The sequence below is a fragment of the uncultured Methanobrevibacter sp. genome, from assembly GCF_902769175.1.
Taxonomy (GTDB): Archaea; Methanobacteriota; Methanobacteria; order Methanobacteriales; family Methanobacteriaceae; genus Methanobrevibacter.
This window is the reverse complement of sequence record NZ_CACXNW010000030.1, coordinates 41,793-62,804: the sequence shown is the minus strand read 5'-3', so window position 1 is coordinate 62,804 and position 21,012 is coordinate 41,793. Positions and strand designations below refer to the sequence as shown.

The following is a 21,012-nucleotide window of genomic DNA, read 5'->3' as shown; positions in this document are numbered from 1 at the left end:
CAGAATTAAAATTAATGGCAACTGGATACAATTTTAAAAGAATATTCAATGAAAATGAACAAAAGATCCAATTCATAAGAAAAAAAAAAAAAAAAAAAAAAATAAAAAAAATTTTTTGGATTTTGGAAAAAATTAAAAAAAAAAAATTGGGATCATGAATTTGATTTTTTTTCAAAATTTGTGACACCCTCGCAAATAATTAATTAAAAGCAAAAAACTAATAAAAAAAATAAAGAATCAATGAAAAAAAGAAATTAAAAATAAAATAATAAATAAAAAGCATTGAAAAATTAGTAGATATCTAAAATATCATCCACTTCAGTTCTATTAATCAAACTTAAATATGGATTGTTTGATTTTTGATTCACCATCATGAATTCGGCTTTTTGACCTTCTTCAACATAGGATTTATTGATTTTTTCACATAATGAATCTGCTAAAAGTGGATTAGTTGTTGCCATTTTTAATATTTCAACAGGAGCTATGTAATTCTTAGAGATTCCCTTCATTATCTTTAAAGTAAACTCCATTTCCCTAAAAAGATTAGGCCTATTTATCATTATATTGTCACTGCCAATCAAAGGCTTAACTCCAGTTTTCAAAATGTCAAAAAGTGGAATGACTCCAACGCTTAAAGCACCATTTGATCTTGGACATATAGTTAGTGAACTCCTTGATTTGGAAAGCTGATTGATGTCATCTTCCTTAGGATTGGTCATATGTACTATCTGATTGAATCCTGCATCAAAAGCCCTTTGAGATTCTGTCTTATTGGTTTTTTCAAGTGAAGCGAATTGATTGTCCTCATTTTCAGCTACATGAATTGAAGAGATCTTTCCTTCCTTTTCACACTTTTCACAGATTATTTCTGCCACTGTTGTATCTATTTCACCAAAGCCACTTAATCCAATACCATCAGCATGCTTTAAAAGCTTTCGAATAGCTATCTTAACCTGATGATAATTTGGGTCTTCACCATAGAAGGAACTGTCTCGGGCAAGTATGATAGGGGTTATTGGAATGTCTTTAGCTGCTTCCTTAAGAAGCTTGACTCCTTCAAGGCCACCTTCACGATAATCAATGAAATGGCTTATTCCAAGATTGTACATATCCCACATGGATTCTCTCATTGCTTCTATCAATTCATCATCACTTGCAGATTCCAAAGCCTTGTGCTTAATTCCATTAGGTGGCTTTACAACCTCATCCAAGCTTAATCCACCACCTTCATCCTTGATTATGGAATCGCCGATATGGGTATGTGCATTTATAAACCTTGGACAAACTATTTTGCCAGATACATCTACGATTTCTCCCTCTTGAGCATCCTTAGAGATTTCAATGATATTGTTTTCATCATCAATGACAATGTTCTCCCTTGTTGGATTCAAATCAATTCCCTTTAGGATTAATCCATTTGCTATAGTCTTCATCAATAATAATTTTAAAATAAGTTTTATATATTTTTATTTGAAAAAGATTAATTTTCAATACCCATTTTTTAAGGATGTTTGTCCTGGAAGCTAAAGTTCATAGCTAGAAAAGGAGAGATGAACAGATCCAAAGGTTATAATAATAGCATAGAGGAATAAAAAAAATTTAAAAAAATGCTTAAAAAAATCCAAAGCTATGTTTATAATAATTAATTATTAAAATAATAAAAATCCTTCTTGCATATTAAAAATAAATCTGAAAAATCCTTCTTGCATATTAAAAATAATACATTTTAAGCTAAAAGTATGAATAGTAAGGTTTATATACTAGTTAAATCTAATTAAGATTACCAGACTATTTTTATAACAATTGTTATAAAAAATTGAATATTTTTTATGACATTGTTTAAGCCCCTAAAAATTAATTTAATTTAAAAAATTGAAAAATTATTAAAAAATTTTAGGGCAAATTTTTAAACTAATTAAAAGTTTATTTAAAAAGATTAATTGTTGATAATAATTATGCCCTCATAATTCGGCAATTGGCTATAAAAAGGTAATTGTTGATGATTCATTATTATTTGACAATTTAAATTCTAAAACCGATTGTTTATACGAACGAAAAGTGATATAACTTTTGTAATGAATTAATTAGAATATTCCAATATGCCAATACCAAATATAACAATTGTTATAATTTAATTTAAACCAATAATTTACGCGAAAGAAAATAAGTTATAAATTAAATTTAAACCAATTGTTTATGGGAAGGAATAAAGATATAATTTAAATTTAAACCAATTGTTTAAGGAATATAGATATAACTTTTGTTATGAATTATTTAGAATATTCTAATATGCCGATAAAAAATATAACAATTATTATAATTTTATTGTGAAGGTGATTTTATGGTTCATGGAAAGGGACATCATAGGGGATCATGTAAAAGAAACAAAATTAAAAGGATACTTGATTTAGATAAAGACACTTGCCCAAATAGGGAACAAAGAGCTAATGGTACTAATGTTTACTATGGAAAGGCATCTCAATTGTTACAAGATGCAAAAGATGGAAATGTAAGTATTCCAGATAGAAAATTCCAACAATCCGGAGGTTGTGTATTGAATTTCTATTTAGCAAATAGAGTAACAACAATAAGGGATGCAGTTACAATATTCAATGCACCTGTAGGATGTTCAACAGGTTCATTAGGTTATCGTGAATTATATAGGGGAGTGCCAGAAGCATTAGGAAGAACAAATGAATATAACAATGCTTGGTTAACTACCAATTTGCAGCAGGAAGATGTGATTTATGGTGCATCAGAAAAATTAAGAGATGCCATATTAAAAGCTGAAGAAAGATACAATCCACAAGCAATATTCATATTGACTTCATGTACTACAGGAATTATCGGCAAAGACATTGAAGGAACCGTCGATGAAGTGCAGCCAGAAGTAAATGCAAAAATCGTTCCAATTCACTGTGAAGGAATTAGAAGCAGACTTGTGCAAACAGGCTATGATGCATTTTGGCATGCAGTATTAAAATATTTAGTAAAAGAGCCTGAGAAAAAACAGGAAGACCTTGTTAACGTTGCAAGCATGTTGTCATACACTTGGCAGGATAGGCTTGAAATCAAGAGATTGCTTGAAAAAATCGGTTTGAGAGTGAATTTCATTCCAGAATTTGCAACAGTTTCTGATTTCGAACAATTATCTGAAGCAGCAGTTACAGCTCCAATCTGCCCAACATATACAGATTACCTTTCAAGAGGATTAGAGCAAAAATATGGAGTCCCATACTTTTTATATCCTTCTCCTGTTGGATTATCAAACACTGATGAATGGCTAAGAAACATTGCCAAATATACCGGAAAAGAAGATGAAGTTGAAAAATTAATCGAGGAAGAGCATAAGATCTGGGAACCAAAGCTTAATGCAATTAAACAGGAATTTGTAAGTTTAAGGAAAAATGGTAAAAAACCAACTGTATTAGGTTCATTAGGTCAAGGAAGATTAGTTTCTCAAATGCCTTACTTTGATGAATTAGGACTTGCAACACCTGCAGCAATGGCTCAGGATTTTGACGATTTGCTAATTGATGAACTTGAAGAAATCATTGAAAAGAGCGGAGACTTCCAATTGATGGTTAACACATTCCAAGCTGCAGAACAAGCAAATGTAACTACTAATTTGGATCCTGATTTAACATTGACCTGTCCATTCCAAGGAGGTACCTGGGAAAGAGACAATAACGTTACTAGAATTCATTCATTAAGGGGAGACCCAGAACCAACAAGTGCTCAAGCAGGATATGCAGGAGCTGTTGCATTTGGTAATTTCCTGTTACATGCATTTAAAAACAGGTCTTATCATAAAACCTTATCAGAAAAAACTGAAAAAAGTTATAAGGATTGGTGGTACGAACAGGATAATCCACTGTATTACTTAAATGAAAGCAAATAATTAGGGAGGGAGTGATTTGTCTAGCAAAAACACTATAAAAAATCAATCTGGAATTGATACTGGAATAAATAATTTTGAAAAGGAATCAGTGGAAGCTCCAAGATATAGCTGTGCACTTGCAGGAGTCTATGGAACCACATTGGGAATTCGTGGTGGAATCCCAATTCTCCACTCAGGTGCTGGATGTGGAGTAGGCCAATTATTTGGAACATTATACGCTGGAGGAGAATCTGCTGGTGGAAACGAAGGTGGAACAAGTACTCCTTGTTCTTGTCTTGTTGAGGAACATGTGATTTTAGGTGGAGAAGAAAAGCTTAGAAATTTAATCCAATCCACAATAGAAATAGCTAATGATGAATTATTTGTAGTGACTTCAGGCTGTGTGCCTTCATTAATTGGTGACGATGTAAACCAAGTGGTTGATGAGTTTAGAAATCAAGCAGCAATAATCCATGTAAATGCACCAGGATTTAAAGCAAACTCTCCTGAAGGCTATAATTTATTTTGGGATGCCATAATCGACCAGTTATTACCTGATGAAGCTTTAGAAACAGAGGAAAAAACAGTCAATATATTTGGAGTTGTTCCATACAACCATGTCTACTGGAAAGGTGATTTATTAACCATTAAGACTTTGTTGGAGTCAATTGGCATTAAGACCAATATAATATTTACAGAAAAAAATGGATTGGACCATATTAAAAAAATACCTCAAGCTGAATACAATATCGTTGTAAATCCATGGCTAGAAGTCAGAGTCGTGGAAAAGCTAGAGGAGAAATACAGCACCCCATTCATTAAATTCCCAAATGTTCCAGTTGGTGCAAAGCAAACAGCGGAATTTTTAAGAATAGTTGGTGAAAAATTATCCATTCCTAGTGAAACTGTAGAAAACTACATAGCAGAAAAGGAAGACTGGTATTACAGGTTAATGGAATATCCAGGGGATGCAATTATTTTAGTGCGTCCAAATTCATTTTATGCAGTAGCTGCTGAAAGCAGTTATGCAATTGCATTTACAAAATTCTTAGCAAATGAGCTTGGTTATTTGCCGGATATTATCCAAATAACTGATAATCCACCTCTTGAAGTTAGAGAAGAAATTATAAGAGAAATTAGAGAGAAATTAGACACTGTTGTCCAACCGGATATCATATTTGAAGCAGACACTTATAAAATAAGAAAAAACTTGGAAAACAGACCATTCCTATTCCTGTTTTCAAGTTCAATCGAAGCGCCAACCTCAATAGAAGATTATAATGCTTTGCATATTCCCATTTCATATCCAATATATAATAGGTCAGTGCTTGCAAAACATTATAGCGGATATGATGGTGGATTGACAGTGGTGGAAGATGTAGTAAGCGGATTCGTAGGTCCTTTATAATAGGGGCCTTAAATCCAAAAAAAACGGATTTGGTTAAGCCAAATCAATAATCAACTAAAAGGTGATATTCATGCCAAAACAAATAGCAATTTATGGAAAAGGTGGAATAGGTAAATCCACCACAACTTCAAATTTATCTGCAGCATTATCTGATTTAGGTTATAGCGTAATGCAAATAGGCTGTGACCCTAAAAACGATTCAACTACAACATTAAGAAAAGGTAAATCCATTCCTACAGTATTAGATACTGTAAGGCAAAGATCAAGCGATTTGGACAATCTTGTACATGAAGGATATAATGGAATTTACTGTGTTGAAGCAGGAGGTCCAGAACCAGGTGTTGGCTGTGCCGGAAGAGGAATTATTGCAGCTATTGAATTATTGAACAATAATGGAATCATAGATGAATATAGTCCAGACATCATTATTTATAATGTTTTGGGAGATGTAGTATGTGGTGGTTTTGCAATGCCTATACGTAAAGGAATTGCAGACCAAGTGTATACTGTAACTTCATCTGATTACATGGCGATTTATGCTGTGAATAACTTATTCAAAGGTATTTTAAAATACTCCAACAATGGTGGTGCTTTACTTGGAGGAGTAATCGGAAACTCCATTAAGTCATCCCTCCAAGAGGATATGATAAAGGATTTCACAGAACAGACAAACAGTGATGTAATTCAGTTTGTTCCAAGGTCTCCTACAGTAACCAGATGTGAATTGGATGGAGTGACAACTATTGAAGGAGCACCTGATTCCAAACAAGCTGAAGTTTACAGAGAGCTTGCCAGAAAAGTAATTAATAATAAGGATAAATACTTGCCAACCCCATTTGATAATGATGATTTAGCCGATTGGGCTTCTGGTTGGATTAATCAGTTATTATTAAACAGAAAAGTTGAAGTAGACAATATTCAAGAGGAAGCATCTGGAATTTAGTCTTAAAAACATGATAATTAAATATTCGTTCCATATTTAATTATCCTTGCTCATTTTTGTTAACCTCCTTATTTTGCATTGCAAATAGTATTGATGTGAGTAATGAAAAAAATAATTTAAACCCATTTTAATCACTTATCCCCCTATTCACATCAAACACCTCGATTAAAAACTTTTTTTGAAAAAATAGTTAAAATGCATTATAATAATTAAAAAATGCTAAAAAAATTAAAAATATTAAAATAATTAAAAAATGCTAAAAAAATTAAAAATATAAAAATAATTAAAAATATTAAAATAAGAAAATTAAGAGCTAAACACTCTTAATTATAAAAAAATAGTCAAATTATTAGTTAATGACTAAAAATTTTGTTATAATCCTAATTTTTTATTTATGCTTCTTGCCTCAAGAGCATAATAAATGTAAAATCCTAACCAGAATACTGCAGCAAAGATGCAGGCTATTACAACCCAAGTGATTATTGGTCCAATGCCTAAGCTAATTGGCATCCACTGCAAGTAAACTGCCATTGCAAACAAAACACCCATACCTATTGCCATTTGGAATATGACTTGAAGCGGGAATGGAACCTCTTCCTTTTCATAAATCAAACCGCTTAAACTAAATGCCCATCCAACTACAATAGATCCTAAAAAGGCATTAATTACCTCCAAACCACTAAATGATACATTTTCAGGACCTGCAGCATAAGATCCTAAAACCATAACAAGCATTACAACAAAGCATCCTACAAATGCTCCCAATGCCAATCTTTCAATTAATTTAATTTCCATGAAACCACCTTTACACTAAAAAAAACTTATTAATCTAAAACCTATTTGAACTATTCTTAACCAATAACTCATAAATCTAAAGCCTTTTTGAAATCAGACAAATACTTTCTTGAAATATTATCCTTTAATCCGTTTTAAGCTCAATGAACATCATTCCCTTTAAAGAAGGAGCTACTCTCTTTATCTTTCTTAAATTAACAATGGCTGCTTTAGAAACCCTTACAAAATTAGAGTCTAAGCTTTCTTCAATTTGATAAAGAGGCTTTTTGATGACATATTCCTTATCCTCAGTATAGACTTTGGTTTGCTTGTCTTCAACTCTAATCATAAAAATGTCTTCAAAATCCAATAGGACGATATCCTGACCTTTCTTAACAGCTAAGATAGAGTTATCTCCAATTCCTTCTTCCTCTTTTTCAGATCCCTCATTCTCTAAAAGAACCATAGCCTTTTGAATATTGTCAGTCAATACATCAGTATAGATCTCTGCATAAGGCTCTTCCAAATCCTTTGAAACAAACAATTGCACTTTCATATAATTACCAAAAAATCTCTTTAAATATAAATAATTAAATAGATATTTGAAAAAAATAATATTTAAATTATTTTTTCATCTTTTCCATTTCCTTTTCAATCATTCTGTCTCTGTATTTTTCATCAAATTTTTCTGCAAAAATATGGGTTCTGACAAAATGGGTAACTAAACCTATTCCCCAAAAGAATGAAACCCATATAAACCACCAATGATCTGGTGAAAAAAGAATGTTTATAACAGCTAAAATCACATTTACAATAATGTAACTGTATAAATGATGGTAAAATCCGATTTTTTCATCAACTATCTTTTCTGCTCTACTGTACCTTTCGCTTTCAGACATAAAATCACAACTAAACTTTTTTAATAAATCATAAATCTTTTCTAAATTATAATGAAATTCCATTTGTCTTTAGATACTATTACTTAGTTGATTATTATATAAATGAATACTTATCCAAATTAACAAGATGCAAAAAATGCACACTGAAATGCAAATAAGCTAACTGAAATAAAAATAGAAAAACCTAAGATGCAAAAAATCGATACCAAAATGCAAAATAAGCTAACTGAAATAAAAAATGAAAACCTCAAGACGTGAAAAAATAATGCTAAAATGCAAAAAATAAGATATAAAAATAAAATAAAACCCAATATATGAAAAAATAATGCTAAAATGCAAAAAATAAGATATAAAAATAAAAAGATAAAAAGTTAAAAAAAGTTAAAAAATAAAAAGAAAAACTAAATCAAATCAATTTAAGCAATAATCGGCTCTATGAGCTTTTCATCAGAAGCGGAAACAGTAACTAAATCCCCTTTTTCTATATAGGAAAATACATAAAAGTCACCATCTTTTTTGAAATAGCCATCATGACCACTGATTGTTTTCTTAGTACCACCAGTTTCTTTTACAGCTTGTTCAGTTACATTTACACCATCATAATCACTTACAACAATTGCAAGGGCATCTCCTTTTTCATTTTCAAAACTTTGACCATTCATTGTATAAGAAACTGAACCTACTTTTGTAGTTACATTGTTTAAAAAGCTTTTTGGGTTTTTAGTATATTCCTCAGGGACAGTGAAATTGATTCCTTCAATGGTAACTTGCTCGGTAGGACCATTGGAAGAGCTATCTCCAAATAGAGAGCTTAAATCAAATGCACTTGCTGAACCTACAATTAATATTGCAAATAATGCAATCAATCCAATAAATAAAAATTTTCTTTTTTGCATATTCAAATCTCCTATTTTGAATTAAAAAATCTAAATTAATTAATAATATGTTAATTGTTATAATATTAAATTATCTATTTATTTTAAATACTGTTTACACAAAAAAAATTAATGGGATAAGTTTTCTTCATATGAAATATGATACCTGATTTTAATCAAAAAAACAGATTTGAAAAATTTAATATATCAATTAAAACATAGTAATATTTACCCTTATTTTTTTTTTAAAATTTTTATAAATTTTTAGAGATCATATTAAAAAAATCATCATTATATTCTATGAATTGGCTTGAATGGAGGTGTTAAGATAGAACCTACTGATATAAGATATTTTTACCGAAATATAGTAAAGTCTGGCAAGAAATATCGTATTAAACATAATAATAAGGATTATGGAGAATTCAGTAAATTATCTGATGCACTCTATGAAAGAGACTGTCTGTTTTTTTGCAACTTTGATTATGATCTCCTTGTGGAATGTGATTTGCCAAACAAATACGAAGATATGGATCTTCCCCCATTTCCAGAAAATCGTCCAAGGGGACGTATTGAAGGAAATCTGAAATTCAATAAGAAAGAGGCAGAAGGAGAAATCATCTTCGACCATAAGGAAGAGAAGTTCTGCGTTAAAAGAGGAGAAGAAGACTACGGCAAATACGATTCAATGGTAGAGGCGTATTTTGTTAAAAAGACCCTTATGGAACATGATTGGGACAGAGCAATACTTATTCAAAACAGAAAAATCAGAGAAGACATTTTTCTTAATCAGAAAGTCAAGCCAACTAATCCACAACTTCCTAAATACTGTCCACAATGTGGTAATAGGGTTAAGGAAGAAGATAAGATATGTAAGATCTGTGGTATAAAACTTTCTTAAAAAAGAAGTTGTTAAAAGTATTCTTCAATCAATATAATCTAATTATATACTATAAATCATCTCCACACAAGAAATCGATTATGTTTAAATGCCTTACTCCATCTTTAGAAAAGTCATGATTTTCAGTGGTTATTAATATTGATTCATATTTGTCAGGTATTCTTAATAAGGGAGCGATTTCACGGTTTAATGTTTTTTCATTGGATAACCTATAAGAAACTTGGACATATTTGTATCTGCCGGATTTTTCACATACAAAATCAACTTCACTATTGTCCCTGCTTCTGCCGACATTTACCTTGTATCCTCTTCTAAGCAGTTCAACATAAACAATGTTTTCCAGGATTTTAGTTACCTTCAACATGTTGTCTTCGATTAATGCATGATGAAAACCATGATCTGTCAAATAATATTTTCCAAGTATTTTCATTTCATTTCTTCCTTTTAATTCAAAGCATTTACATTTTGAAATGAAAAAGGACTGGTTTAAATATTCATTATATTTGAGCAAGGTATCCTGAGATGTATATATGTGATTGCTTTTTAAATAGTTCTTTATGCTTTTGGATGAAAATATTTCTCCTGTGCTGCTAATCATATACCTGCTGAATCTCTGCAGAAGATCAACATTATTTATCTTAAAGCGGGAAACCACATCCTCAAATAATATTGAATTGAAAATATCCTTAAGAGCAATTTTTCTAAATTCATCACTGCCTAAACTTAGAATACCTGGCATGCCTCCAAAGTTAAAGTAATCATCATACAATCTATTGATTGAATCCTTTGTTAATTCGATTCCTTCAATCTCATTTTTATATTGTAAAAACTCCTTAAATGAAAATGGATAAACGTTGATTGTAAGATATCTTCCAGTCAGCAGCGTTGCCAGTTCACCAGATAGTAGTTTTGAATTTGAACCTGTTATGTATATGTCGCAGTCAATGGAAACCCTGTATGTATTGATGGATTTTTCCCATCCATTTACCTGTTGGATTTCATCAAAAAACAAATATGCCTTTCCTTCAAGGTTTGCTGTTTTATTAAAAATGATCTCATCCAATTGTTGTGAATTGTCAATATATGCATATTCCCGTGATTCAAAGGAAATGAAAATTATATTTTCCTCCTTTATGCCCATTAACTTAAGCTCATCGATAATATTATACATTAAACTGGTTTTGCCTGATCTTCTAATTCCAATATATACCTTAACAAAATCAGAGTTAACATAATCTTTTAATTTATCAACATATGCATCACGCTTGATTAATCTATCTTCCATTTAAATCAACTCAACAAATTCATTAAAAATATAAAAAATTATATATGCAAAAGAAAAATTTACAAAAAATACAAAAAATTCCACCTACAAAAGAAAAATTTAAAAAAAATACAAAAAATTCCACCTACAAAAGAAAAATTTTCTTAATTATTAATATATTCCAAATAATATATAATACTTTCCACAACCCAAAATATGATAAATCAATAAAATATATAAATTTTGAAAGTATATCCACAAAATCACCAATATTTGAACAATTATCGACTACAATCTACAATATCATTGAGTTTAATGTAATTGTCTAAAAGAAACATATTTGTATAAAACCAGTAAAGGGATAGTCACTGCAGAAGTGTATTTGTCTGAAGACACCATATGGGCAACTCAAAAAGAAATTGCCAAATTATTTGATGTTAATGTAAGAACAATCAGCGACCATTTAAGAAACATAATCTAGGATGGAGAATTGGAAAAAAATTCAGTTATCCGAAAATCTTGGATAACTGCAGCTGATGGTAATAATAGATGTTATCGCAGTCCTTACTGAAAGCAAAGACCCCAATGCCTACTGGTGAAAATTAAAGCAAAGACGAATAAATGAAGGAAACCAAACCGTGACAAATTGTCACAGTTTGAAAATGCCAGCTAAAGATGGCAAAATGAGAATGACAGATGTGGCAACCAGCGAACAGCTCTTGCACCTCATACAGTCTGTCCCATCACCAAATGCAGAACCATTCAAACTCTGGTTGGCCCAAGTTGGAAGCGAAAGGCTTGATGAAATTATAATTAAAAAAAGTTTAAAATAAAAATAAAAAAAGAAATAGTTGGAAACTCCCAACTAGTAAAAAGATTTTGGTCAAGGTTTTATAGCCGAAGGCTATAAAAGCTTGTCTTTAATTGCATTATAACCGTTTTCAATAGCTTTTAAATTCATTTCATGGAATTTAGGAGCTAAATTGTTTTTCATTGCAGTTTCAACAGTTTCCTTTGAAAGTGGGAAACTCTCATTTGCAACAGCTGCACCTAAAAGCACCATATTCAATGCTAAGATACTGCCGGCATCCACTGCAAGACCATTTCCTTCGATTGGATAAACTGAATCAAAATTATCCTTAAGGTTCTTTACGATATCCTCGATTTCAGGATAGGTTTCTCCAGTTTGAGTCAATGTTGAAGGAACAATAGGGAAAGTATTGAAAATTAATGTAGTGTCCTTGTTTGCCTTATTCAATCCCCTTAAGACTTCAATAGGTTCAAATGCAAGAATCAAGTCTGCTTTGGATTTCTCTACAATAGATGACTTGAAATTGCCTATCTTAAGTTCAGTTGACACAGATCCTCCCCTTTGGCTCATACCATGAATCTCACTCATTACAACATCATAACCTTCAAGCATTGCAGCTTCTCCAATGATTACAGATGTTTTAATAATTCCTTGACCACCTACACCGGAAATGTAAATACTATAATTGCTGTTATCATTATTAGCCATCTTAATCACCTTTCTTTACTCCAATAGCTTTGTTTGGACAGACTTGTATACAAACTGTACATGACTTACAAAGGGCTTCATCAACAACTACCTTATCATTTAGATAAGAGATTGCAGGACATGCAAGAGTCTTTACACAGGTAAGGCATTTTACACAATTGTCCTTAATGACCATAGGTGCCTTTTTCTTTTGTCCCTTGATTAATGTACATGGGTATCTTGCAATTACAACAGCAACACCATCGTATTCAAGTGCTTCCTTGTAAATGTCAACAGTCTTTTTGATGTTGTGAGGATTTACAATCTTCATGAACTTGACACCGATTGCCTCTACAATATTTTCTATAGAGATTGCAGGAGCTTCATCTCCCATTCCATCAACTGGAATACCTGGGTTTGGCTGACCTCCAGTCATTGCAGTAATCCTATTATCTAAAATTGTAAGGACAAACTTGTTCTTATTGTGAACAGCATTGACAAGTGGAGAAAGACCGCTGTGGAAAAATGTTGAATCTCCAATGAAGCTCATTACATGCTGATTGGTTGCAACAGAGAATCCGCAACCGTCACCGACAGATGAACCCATTGCAAGCAAATAGTCAGCAGTTTCATATGGAGGGGAAATTCCTAATGTATAGCATCCAATGTCAGATGCAAAAATCATATCATCCTTAGCATAGCCAAGTTCTTCATAAGCCTTTACTGCTGCATAGTAAGCAGACCTATGGGAACATCCTGCACATAATGTTGGAGCTCTTGTTGGAATGTTTTCTATAAGCTGATTCAATCCATCGCTAAATTCCATCTTTTCGACTATTTCAATTAAATCTCCTTCGAAATCCTTGCCGTTTTCTGATTTGTATTCTTCTAAAAATTCCTTATCATCAGCTAAATCAGAAACTACCTTATTGATGGATTCCTTTACAATGTCTGGATTATATTCATGCACCATTGGGAAAGTTCCATCAAACTTGCCATAAACTGGGCAATCCAAATTGTTTTCACCAAGAACAGCAAGAACATCCCTTTCAAGTACAGGGTCAACTTCCTCTACAATAAATACTCCTTCCAAGTTTTTGCAGAAGTCATGAATCAGATCCTTTGGAGTTGGATAAGATAGTGCAATCTTTAATATGTCCATACCTAAATTCTCTTGAGAAACCACATCATAAGCGTAATTGAAGGCACCGCCTGATGAAATTACACCAAATTTGCCTTGAAGGGCACCTTCCTCAAACGAAATGACTTCATTGACTGGACTTTCATTTGCCACTTCTTCCATCTTTTCCATCTTTTCAGCAAGTCTTGAATGCATGGATAATGAATTGGCAGGTACAGGTACAAATTCACTTGGATTCTTAACAAAGTACCCTTTTAGCCAATGATTATCTGATTCTGCAGCTTTTGTAGTGGATTTAGGTTTTTCTATTTCACCACATTCAACAATTCTCCTCATGTGAGACACACGAGTGCTTGTCCTAAGTATTACAGGAATTCCAAACTGTTCAGATAAGTCAAATCCATAAACCATCATGTCCTTTACCTCTTGAGGAGAGGATGGTTCAAGGATAGGGATAGAAGAAAGTCTTGAGTAGTTTCTTGTATCCTGTTCATTTTGAGAGGAGAATAAGGAAGGGTCATCTGCTACAAGAATAATCATTCCTCCGTTAACTCCAGAGTAAGCAGTAGTCATGAATGAATCGGCAGCTACATTTAAACCTACATGCTTCATGAAGGTAAATGATCTAAGACCACTTGCAGCTGCAGTAGCTGCAACTTCCATAGCCACCTTTTCATTTGCAGAAAATTCAAAGTACATTTCTGCATTTTTAGCAACTACTGATAAAATATTTCCTATTTCAGAAGAAGGAGTTCCAGGATAAGTTGCTGCAACAGAGACACCAGCTTCAATAGCTCCTCTAACAGCAGCTTCATTACCTAAAAGGAAAAGTTTATCTCCTTTTTCACTAGTTACTAATTGATCATAAGCCATATAAATTCACCACACATGAGATTAATCTATTAATCTCTAAAGTTTTAATTAAATTGTAAATATAAGATAATAATCAAATTCTCTAAAATTTCATTACTTGTCAATTAAGATAATAATTAAAATTCGCTAAAATATCATAAAATTTTATAAAATTTCATAAATTATCATAATAAAGTATTAGTTTCTTTACCTATTTAATATATGGCATTTTTAAGAATAATTTTAAAGGGATTGGATGAAAAATTAAATTAAAAAAAGTGAAAGTGAAGTTTTTATCAAATCAAAAAAATAGTTCAGACACTAGATTCTATTTTCTATTTAATTGAACTTTTATTTTAAAAAAAAATAGTTCAGACACTAGATTCTATTTTCTATTTAATTGAACTTTTATTTTAAAAAAAATAGTTCAGACAATAGATTCTTTTTTCTATTTAATTGAACTTTATTTTTTAAAAAAAAAATAGTACAGATATAATTTTTATTATCTGTTTAATTTAACTTTTATTTTATTAAAGGACAATGCACAAATGGTTGATGCAATAACAATGAATAATGCTATTAATGTAACATATAAATCATTAAAAACAATGGATTTATTCACATATTTTATTAAAATCACAGTTATTGGAATTAAAAGCCATTGTGCAACATAAATTGCGGTTACATTTTTACTGACTAGCACAAATTTATTTTTCAAATTCTCTGGAATCCTTTTTGATAGCCAAAATGAAAATCCTAAATCACCATGAACCAATAATAAGCAGAATAGTGTTAGCAATGGTGACATGTAGAAGTAATATCCTTCTGGAAATGTACCAAAGGCATCATATATCAAAACCATGTAAACAAGGAAATATATGATTGAAACGATTATGAAAATTGGCCAAAACCTAAATAATTTGGATTTGTCTTTTGTCCTTATGAAGTAATGTCCATAGACATATCCTGCAATTGGAAATATTATCCAGCTGAATAATGGAAATGCTGTAAATTTATAGAAGGTTCCTATAAAGTATCCAAAGAATATATTTAGAGCTATGCTTCCAAAATCGCTGAACCTTAAAAGAAATCCAAGAACAGAAAAGATAATTCCAGCAAGCAATAGCTGCTTGTTTGAAAGGTTCATTTTCTTAAAAATCCCAAGAACAATAAATGCCAATCCGGCAAATTCTAAAATATCCACATAAAACAGTATCAATCCGCCAAAAATAGGCATTAGGTTACCTGCATTAAAAATGGATTGCAATAGAAAATGTGGAATAATGAAAGACAACACATTGACTAGAAGACCTAAAAGGAATAATTTAACGCCTCTTTTAATCATTGCGTTTGGCTGGGAGTGCCTTGAATATATTATTCCAATCCCCATACAGAACATGAATACTGGAGCACTGAATAGTCCTCCTAATATGCTTCCAACAATTACATAGTATGGGTCGCTAATCGTATTGTCAAATAGCATTGCAATAGTGATTGTGTGGATAAAGATCATGAATATGATTGATAAACTCTTAGCGATATCCAGTTCTATTTGGCGACCGGTATTTATTCTGTCTTTTGAAAATAATTCCTTCATAGTCAATGTTCTATTGAAACTAATTAAATAATTTATCGCTTTAATTTAATTGACCAATGATTGAAACTTTAAAACTGAAATTTTAAATAGAAATAAAAACTCTAAACCAATTCCAAAAACGATTGAAACTTTTAATCAAAATTTTAAATAGAAATAAAAACTCTAAACCAATCCCAAAAAGGATTGAAACTTTTAATCTAGAATATTAATGGAATTAAAAATTTAAAATCAATTTTTCAAAAATTTCAAAACTGGAAAGTTTTTCAAAGACCATAAAAATACTAACCTTTATAAAAACCAAAATAAAATATATAAATTACTATAATTTATTATATATAAAAATAAAAGCAATTAAAGGAAAATGATTATTATCATCAAAATCAATTGATAGTTTTAAAAAAGAATTTAAGAAAACGATTAAATCAATAAAATTGATAATATTAAAAGAGAATTTAAGAAAGCGATTAAATCAATTTGATAGTTTTAAAAAAGGGATTGCTATGATAACCGTTTATGTAAAAAGATCCAATAGGCAAACAGATGAAGAGCCTCATGTTGAATCTTATGAAATTGAAGAGTATCCAGGCATGAAAGTGCTGGATGCATTAGAAGCAATAAACAGAAAATATGATGCAGACATCAGCTTTAGAAGTTCCTGCTTAGCAGGCCAATGCGGTTCATGCGGTGTGAAAATCAATGGAAATGGTGCTCTTGCATGTAAGGCTGAAATAAAAGGGGACAGATTAATTGAACCATTAGACTTCCCAGTTATAAAGGATTTGGTTGTAGATAGAAGTTCAGCTGATGAAAAAGTAAAGCAATTGCAGTTAAGTTTGGATTGTGACAGCGAAACTTCCCATGAAAAGATCAATCCAAAAGACATCAAAGACACCAAAAAGGTTAGAAGCTGTATCGAATGTTATACTTGCCTATCAACTTGTCCTGTAGTGAAACACTTTAAGGAAGAATTCCTCGGACCTTACTACTTAAGATACATCTCCAAGTTTGATTTCGATCCAAGGGATGAATATGACAGACTTATAGAAGCTCTTGACAGCGGAATGTATGCATGCACAAGCTGTGGAAAATGCGGTTCAATATGTCCTAAAAACATCAACAGCTTTGGAGATGCAATAGAAAAGCTAAGAGCTATGGCTTATGCAAGAGACTTAGGACCACTTGATGCCCATAAGGTCTTTAAGGACAATGTTGTAGCTAGTGGACGTTCTGTAAGCAAACCTGAAGAACCATTTATTGAAACTGTTCATAAGAAATGGGATGAAGAAGGTAAATACTATGTTGATGAATATGAAAACAAGGAAAAAGTTGCATTATTCACCGGATGTATGGTGGATTACAGAGCCCAAAATGTTGGATATGCACTCCCTGACGTTTTAAAGGCAAACAACATAGAAATTGATATTCCTGAAGATCAAATATGCTGTGGATCCCCACTTTTAAGAACAGGTCAAGTGGATGTAGTACAAAAGCTTGTAGACAAAAACAAAGAGATTTTTAAGGATTATGATAAGGTAATCACTATCTGTGCAGGCTGTGGAGCAACCTTAAAGAACGACCATCCAAAATATGGATCAGAGCTTAATGTGCAAGACATCAGTGAGTTCTTGGTTGACAAATTAGACCCAAGCAAAATGAAAGAAGTGAACACTAAAGTGACCTGGCATGACCCTTGTCACTTGTCAAGAGGCCAAGGCATTAAGGATCAGCCAAGGGAAATCATTGAAATGATTCCAGGAATTGAATTTGAAGAGCTTGAACTTCCTTGCCAATGCTGTGGTGCAGGAGGAGGAATCAAATCTGGAAAACCTGAAATTGCATTAGAGCTTGCTAAAGACAAGGCAGAAATGGTTAGAGTGACTGGTGCAGATTATGTTACTACAATATGTCCATTCTGTCAAATCAACATTCAAGACGGATTGAATGCAATTGGTTTAGAGAATGTGAAAACATTAAATCTTATCCAATTACTTAAAATGGCTTATGAAGAATAAAAAATAAATCATATTCAATTACTTAAAATGGCTTATGATGAATAAAATTTAATCTAAACCACTTAATTCCTAAAAACAATTATAATAAAAAATTAATCCTATTCAATTATTTTAAATGACTTAAATAAAAATTACCAACAGATTCGAAGAGATAACATGAAACATAAAAACAAACCAAGTGATAGAGGCAAGCTTAAGGAAATAGTCGAAGATGAAGAGACTGTCAGACTTAAGGAAAACATCTATGTTGTTTTTGTAGAATGTGAATCTCCTGGAAATGTTGGCTTTTTAGCAAGAACCATGGGAAACTTTGGACTGCACAAATTAGTCCTGATTAACCCATGCACTCTCAAGGATGAAGCATATTATCAAGCTATGCATGCAAGGGAAACTGTTGAAAATGCATTGATTTATGATACAGTTGAAGACTTTGTAAAGGACCAAGAGATTGATTTTATAATCGGATCAACAGGTGCCCCTGGAGGAAGCTATAACATTTCAAGAATTCCAGTAAAGCCTGAAGAGCTTGCAAAGTCAATGAATTACAATGACAGAATAGCTATCCTATTTGGAAGAGAGGGAAATGGCCTTACAAATGCAGAAATAGATATGTGTGACATTACTGTAAGCATTCCAACTGACCCAAGCTATCCTATAATGAATATTTCCCATGCTGCAGCAGTCATTCTTTATGAAGTCTTTAAAAACAGAAGCAATTATCCTGTTGAAGGATTGGAAGAAAGCACTGCACTTGAAAAGGAATATTTAATAAGTGATATGAAAAAGCTAATCGATTCCTTGTCAATTCCAGACCATAAAAAGAAAAACGGATTGAAGGTATTTAAAAACATCATAAATCGGGCTTTTATCACTGGAAGAGAAGCACATACATTTAAAGGCATTTTAAGACGTTTGAATAATAAGATAGAAGAATTGGAAAATACAGACAATGAGAATGAATGAATTATTATTATCTACAATAAATAATATTTCATTAACAGTGACAACAAATATTTTAAGTATAAGTTACTATTATATTATATATTTGATAAATTAATAAAAAAAATTGAAGGGCTAAACTATGGATGACAAAGACAGACGAAAAGGATATTATGAAGATGCAACCACCACATTTGTAAAATACTTCTTCCACACAAGATTTTTCCTTTCTCGATTAACCAGAAGGTCTAAAATTGCTAAAAAAATCATCGATAAGATGCTTTTTGAAGATGATGAAGTTTATGTCCTTCCAAATAAAAATGCAATCAATAAAACCAAAAAAGATACAATCACTGCAAACATTGAAATCAATCAAAGCTTCCAGAAAGATGATTCTGAGTTTGTGCCAAGCCAAATCATCAAGGAAGTGATTAAAGAGGCTAGCGATATTGTTATTATGCATAAATGCCTTTGCAGAAGCTCTGCAAACTGTCAGGATTATCCTCAAGACTTCGGTTGTATTTTCATTGGCCCAGCATCACGTAAGATAACTTCAAAATACGGAAGAACTGCAACAGTTGAAGAAGCTTTAGCACATGTTGACAAGGCAGATGAATTAGGATTAAGCCATGTAATAGGTAGAAACAAAATCGATAGCGTTTGGATGAATGTAAGACCTAAAGAGAAACTATTAACAATCTGTCATTGCTGTCCTTGCTGTTGCTTATGGAAAGTTCTTCCAGATTTAGACGAAGACATAAGCAAAAAGGTAATGAGGCTTGAAGATGTTGAAGTTCATCCAGTAAACGAAAATTGCAGAATGTGCAAAAAATGTTTAGGAGATGATGTTTGCTTTGGTGGAGCAATCAGCCTTGTAGACTGCAAAATAACCATTGATCAAAACAAATGTGTAGGCTGTGGACATTGTGTTCAAAAATGCAATTTTGATGCAATTGAATTGAATTACAGTCAAAAATCTATTGATTCTGTATTGAATAGAATTGGAGAATTAGTTGATTATAAAAAATAATTAACTAAGATTTTCTTTTTTTTAAAATAAAAAATAGTAGCATTAAAAAAATATTTACTAATTTTCTCTTTTTTAAAAATAACAATAATATGGAATATCATAATATTTTATAATTTTCTCTTTTTTAAAAATAACAAATAATATAGAATATCATAATATTTTATAATTTTCTCTCTTATAAAAATAAATAAAATTAAAAAACCTATTTTTCTAAAAACTTAATAATATTAAAAAAGATATATAATAATGATAAATCTTTAACAATCATTATCAAACAATTTAAAGAATAATGATTAATTTAATAATCCAATTAATAGAGGCTAAAAATGGCTATTTTAAGTGATAGAGATATTAAAAAATATTTAAAGGAAGGAAAAATTGTATTTGACCCTTTAGAGGATGAAAAGCAAATACAGCCATCATCTGTTGATATGAGATTAAGTGATGAGTTTAAAGTCTTTAAAGTCATTAGAAAACCTTACATTGACCCTAAAGATCCAGAAGACCTTGCAGCATATATGGAATCTACAGTTGTTCCAGATGGGGAAGCATTCATAATTCACCCAAATGAATTTGCATTAGCTGTAACCCATGAATATGTTAAGATTCCTGATGACATTGTAGCAAGAGTTGAGGGCCGTTCCTCAATGGGAAGGCTTGGAGTAACCATGCATGTTACAGCAGGCTTTATCGACCCGGGATTTGAAGGAAGGATAACACTTGAAATATCAAATATTGGTGCAATGCCTGTTGCATTGTATCCTGGTCAAAGAGTGTGTCAAATCGTGTTTGAAACTATGACTTCACCATCTGAGATTCCTTATGGACATCCAGAACGAAACAGCAAATATATGGGTCAAAAAAGACCTGAAAGCAGTAGAATCAAATACGATTATGAATTGAAAAAAATAATTTTAAATCAATCTTATCACAAAAATAGCTATTCAAGTTTATAAATGTATTTATAAAAAGATTTGTTTCTATTAATTAAATCAAATTCCA

At 31.5% G+C, this 21,012-nt stretch carries 19 protein-coding genes; 10 read left to right on the top strand and 9 right to left on the bottom strand.

Going from position 1 to position 21,012, the window contains the following annotated elements; translation table 11 throughout:
- Window positions 1–290 precede the first annotated feature (290 nt).
- Entirely contained in the window at window positions 291–1,433 is a 1,143-nt protein-coding gene (locus QZV12_RS10950; protein ID WP_295621662.1) for an amidohydrolase family protein, read from the bottom strand.
- A 908-nt stretch (window positions 1,434–2,341) separates the two neighbouring features.
- Here QZV12_RS10950 and QZV12_RS10945 point away from each other — a divergent pair.
- The 3 genes from QZV12_RS10945 (at window position 2,342) to QZV12_RS10935 (ending at window position 6,231) form a co-directional block, all read left to right on the top strand.
- The gene (locus QZV12_RS10945) at window positions 2,342–3,901 is read left to right on the top strand and encodes a nitrogenase component 1 (RefSeq protein ID WP_295621659.1); all 1,560 of its coding nucleotides are present in this window, start codon (window positions 2,342–2,344) and stop codon (window positions 3,899–3,901) included.
- A 16-nt stretch (window positions 3,902–3,917) separates the two neighbouring features.
- Window positions 3,918–5,288, top strand: coding sequence for a nitrogenase component 1 (locus QZV12_RS10940; protein ID WP_295621655.1), 1,371 nt, complete (start codon window positions 3,918–3,920; stop codon window positions 5,286–5,288).
- Between the two features lie 70 nt (window positions 5,289–5,358).
- Window positions 5,359–6,231, top strand: a complete 873-nt coding sequence (locus QZV12_RS10935) for a nitrogenase iron protein NifH (protein ID WP_295621653.1) — start codon at window positions 5,359–5,361, stop codon at window positions 6,229–6,231.
- Window positions 6,232–6,603: 372 nt separating this feature from the next.
- Here QZV12_RS10935 and QZV12_RS10930 read toward each other — a convergent pair whose 3' ends face one another.
- From QZV12_RS10930 to QZV12_RS10915, 4 genes are all read right to left on the bottom strand, one after another.
- Window positions 6,604–7,026 carry a DUF3021 domain-containing protein gene (locus QZV12_RS10930; protein ID WP_295621650.1) on the bottom strand — a complete coding sequence of 141 codons (423 nt, stop codon included), beginning with the start codon at window positions 7,024–7,026 and terminating at the stop codon, window positions 6,604–6,606.
- A gap of 124 nt (window positions 7,027–7,150) precedes the next feature.
- A complete protein-coding gene (locus tag QZV12_RS10925; protein ID WP_295621647.1) occupies window positions 7,151–7,561 on the bottom strand; it encodes a LytTR family DNA-binding domain-containing protein in 411 nt (136 codons plus the stop codon).
- Between the two features lie 67 nt (window positions 7,562–7,628).
- Window positions 7,629–7,904 carry a 2TM domain-containing protein gene (locus QZV12_RS10920; protein WP_295621644.1) on the bottom strand — a complete coding sequence of 92 codons (276 nt, stop codon included), beginning with the start codon at window positions 7,902–7,904 and terminating at the stop codon, window positions 7,629–7,631.
- Between the two features lie 416 nt (window positions 7,905–8,320).
- Window positions 8,321–8,800, bottom strand: a complete 480-nt coding sequence (locus QZV12_RS10915; protein ID WP_295621641.1) for a hypothetical protein — start codon at window positions 8,798–8,800, stop codon at window positions 8,321–8,323.
- 289 nt (window positions 8,801–9,089) lie between these two features.
- Between QZV12_RS10915 and QZV12_RS10910 the strand changes: the two genes are divergently transcribed.
- Window positions 9,090–9,677, top strand: coding sequence for a zinc ribbon domain-containing protein (locus QZV12_RS10910; RefSeq protein WP_295621638.1), 588 nt, complete (start codon window positions 9,090–9,092; stop codon window positions 9,675–9,677).
- 49 nt (window positions 9,678–9,726) lie between these two features.
- Here the strand turns inward: QZV12_RS10910 and QZV12_RS10905 are convergent, their stop codons facing one another.
- A complete protein-coding gene (locus tag QZV12_RS10905; protein WP_295621635.1) occupies window positions 9,727–10,962 on the bottom strand; it encodes an ATP-binding protein in 1,236 nt (411 codons plus the stop codon).
- 319 nt (window positions 10,963–11,281) lie between these two features.
- Between QZV12_RS10905 and QZV12_RS10900 the strand changes: the two genes are divergently transcribed.
- Both QZV12_RS10900 and QZV12_RS10895 read left to right on the top strand, forming a co-directional pair.
- Entirely contained in the window at window positions 11,282–11,422 is a 141-nt protein-coding gene (locus tag QZV12_RS10900; protein ID WP_295621632.1) for a hypothetical protein, read from the top strand.
- A gap of 136 nt (window positions 11,423–11,558) precedes the next feature.
- Window positions 11,559–11,774, top strand: a complete 216-nt coding sequence (locus QZV12_RS10895) for a BRO family protein (protein WP_295621665.1) — start codon at window positions 11,559–11,561, stop codon at window positions 11,772–11,774.
- Between the two features lie 71 nt (window positions 11,775–11,845).
- Here QZV12_RS10895 and QZV12_RS10890 read toward each other — a convergent pair whose 3' ends face one another.
- From QZV12_RS10890 to QZV12_RS10880, 3 genes are all read right to left on the bottom strand, one after another.
- Entirely contained in the window at window positions 11,846–12,460 is a 615-nt protein-coding gene (locus QZV12_RS10890; protein WP_295621629.1) for an indolepyruvate oxidoreductase subunit beta, read from the bottom strand.
- 1 nt (window position 12,461) lies between these two features.
- Window positions 12,462–14,453 (bottom strand): indolepyruvate ferredoxin oxidoreductase subunit alpha, encoded by a 1,992-nt coding sequence (gene iorA, locus QZV12_RS10885; RefSeq protein ID WP_295621626.1) that lies wholly within the window; start codon window positions 14,451–14,453, stop codon window positions 12,462–12,464.
- A 481-nt stretch (window positions 14,454–14,934) separates the two neighbouring features.
- Complete coding sequence (locus QZV12_RS10880) at window positions 14,935–16,029, bottom strand: heparan-alpha-glucosaminide N-acetyltransferase domain-containing protein (protein WP_295621623.1); 1,095 nt, start codon at window positions 16,027–16,029, stop codon at window positions 14,935–14,937.
- Window positions 16,030–16,529: 500 nt separating this feature from the next.
- Here QZV12_RS10880 and tfrB point away from each other — a divergent pair, with 500 nt between their 5' ends.
- The 4 genes from tfrB (at window position 16,530) to dcd (ending at window position 20,966) form a co-directional block, all read left to right on the top strand.
- Complete coding sequence (gene tfrB, locus QZV12_RS10875) at window positions 16,530–18,041, top strand: fumarate reductase (CoM/CoB) subunit TfrB (protein ID WP_295621620.1); 1,512 nt, start codon at window positions 16,530–16,532, stop codon at window positions 18,039–18,041.
- A 156-nt stretch (window positions 18,042–18,197) separates the two neighbouring features.
- Window positions 18,198–19,004 (top strand): RNA methyltransferase, encoded by an 807-nt coding sequence (locus QZV12_RS10870; RefSeq protein ID WP_295621617.1) that lies wholly within the window; start codon window positions 18,198–18,200, stop codon window positions 19,002–19,004.
- Between the two features lie 118 nt (window positions 19,005–19,122).
- The gene (locus QZV12_RS10865; RefSeq protein WP_295621614.1) at window positions 19,123–20,010 is read left to right on the top strand and encodes a DUF362 domain-containing protein; all 888 of its coding nucleotides are present in this window, start codon (window positions 19,123–19,125) and stop codon (window positions 20,008–20,010) included.
- Window positions 20,011–20,336: 326 nt separating this feature from the next.
- Complete coding sequence (gene dcd, locus QZV12_RS10860) at window positions 20,337–20,966, top strand: dCTP deaminase (protein ID WP_295621611.1); 630 nt, start codon at window positions 20,337–20,339, stop codon at window positions 20,964–20,966.
- Window positions 20,967–21,012 lie beyond the last annotated feature (46 nt).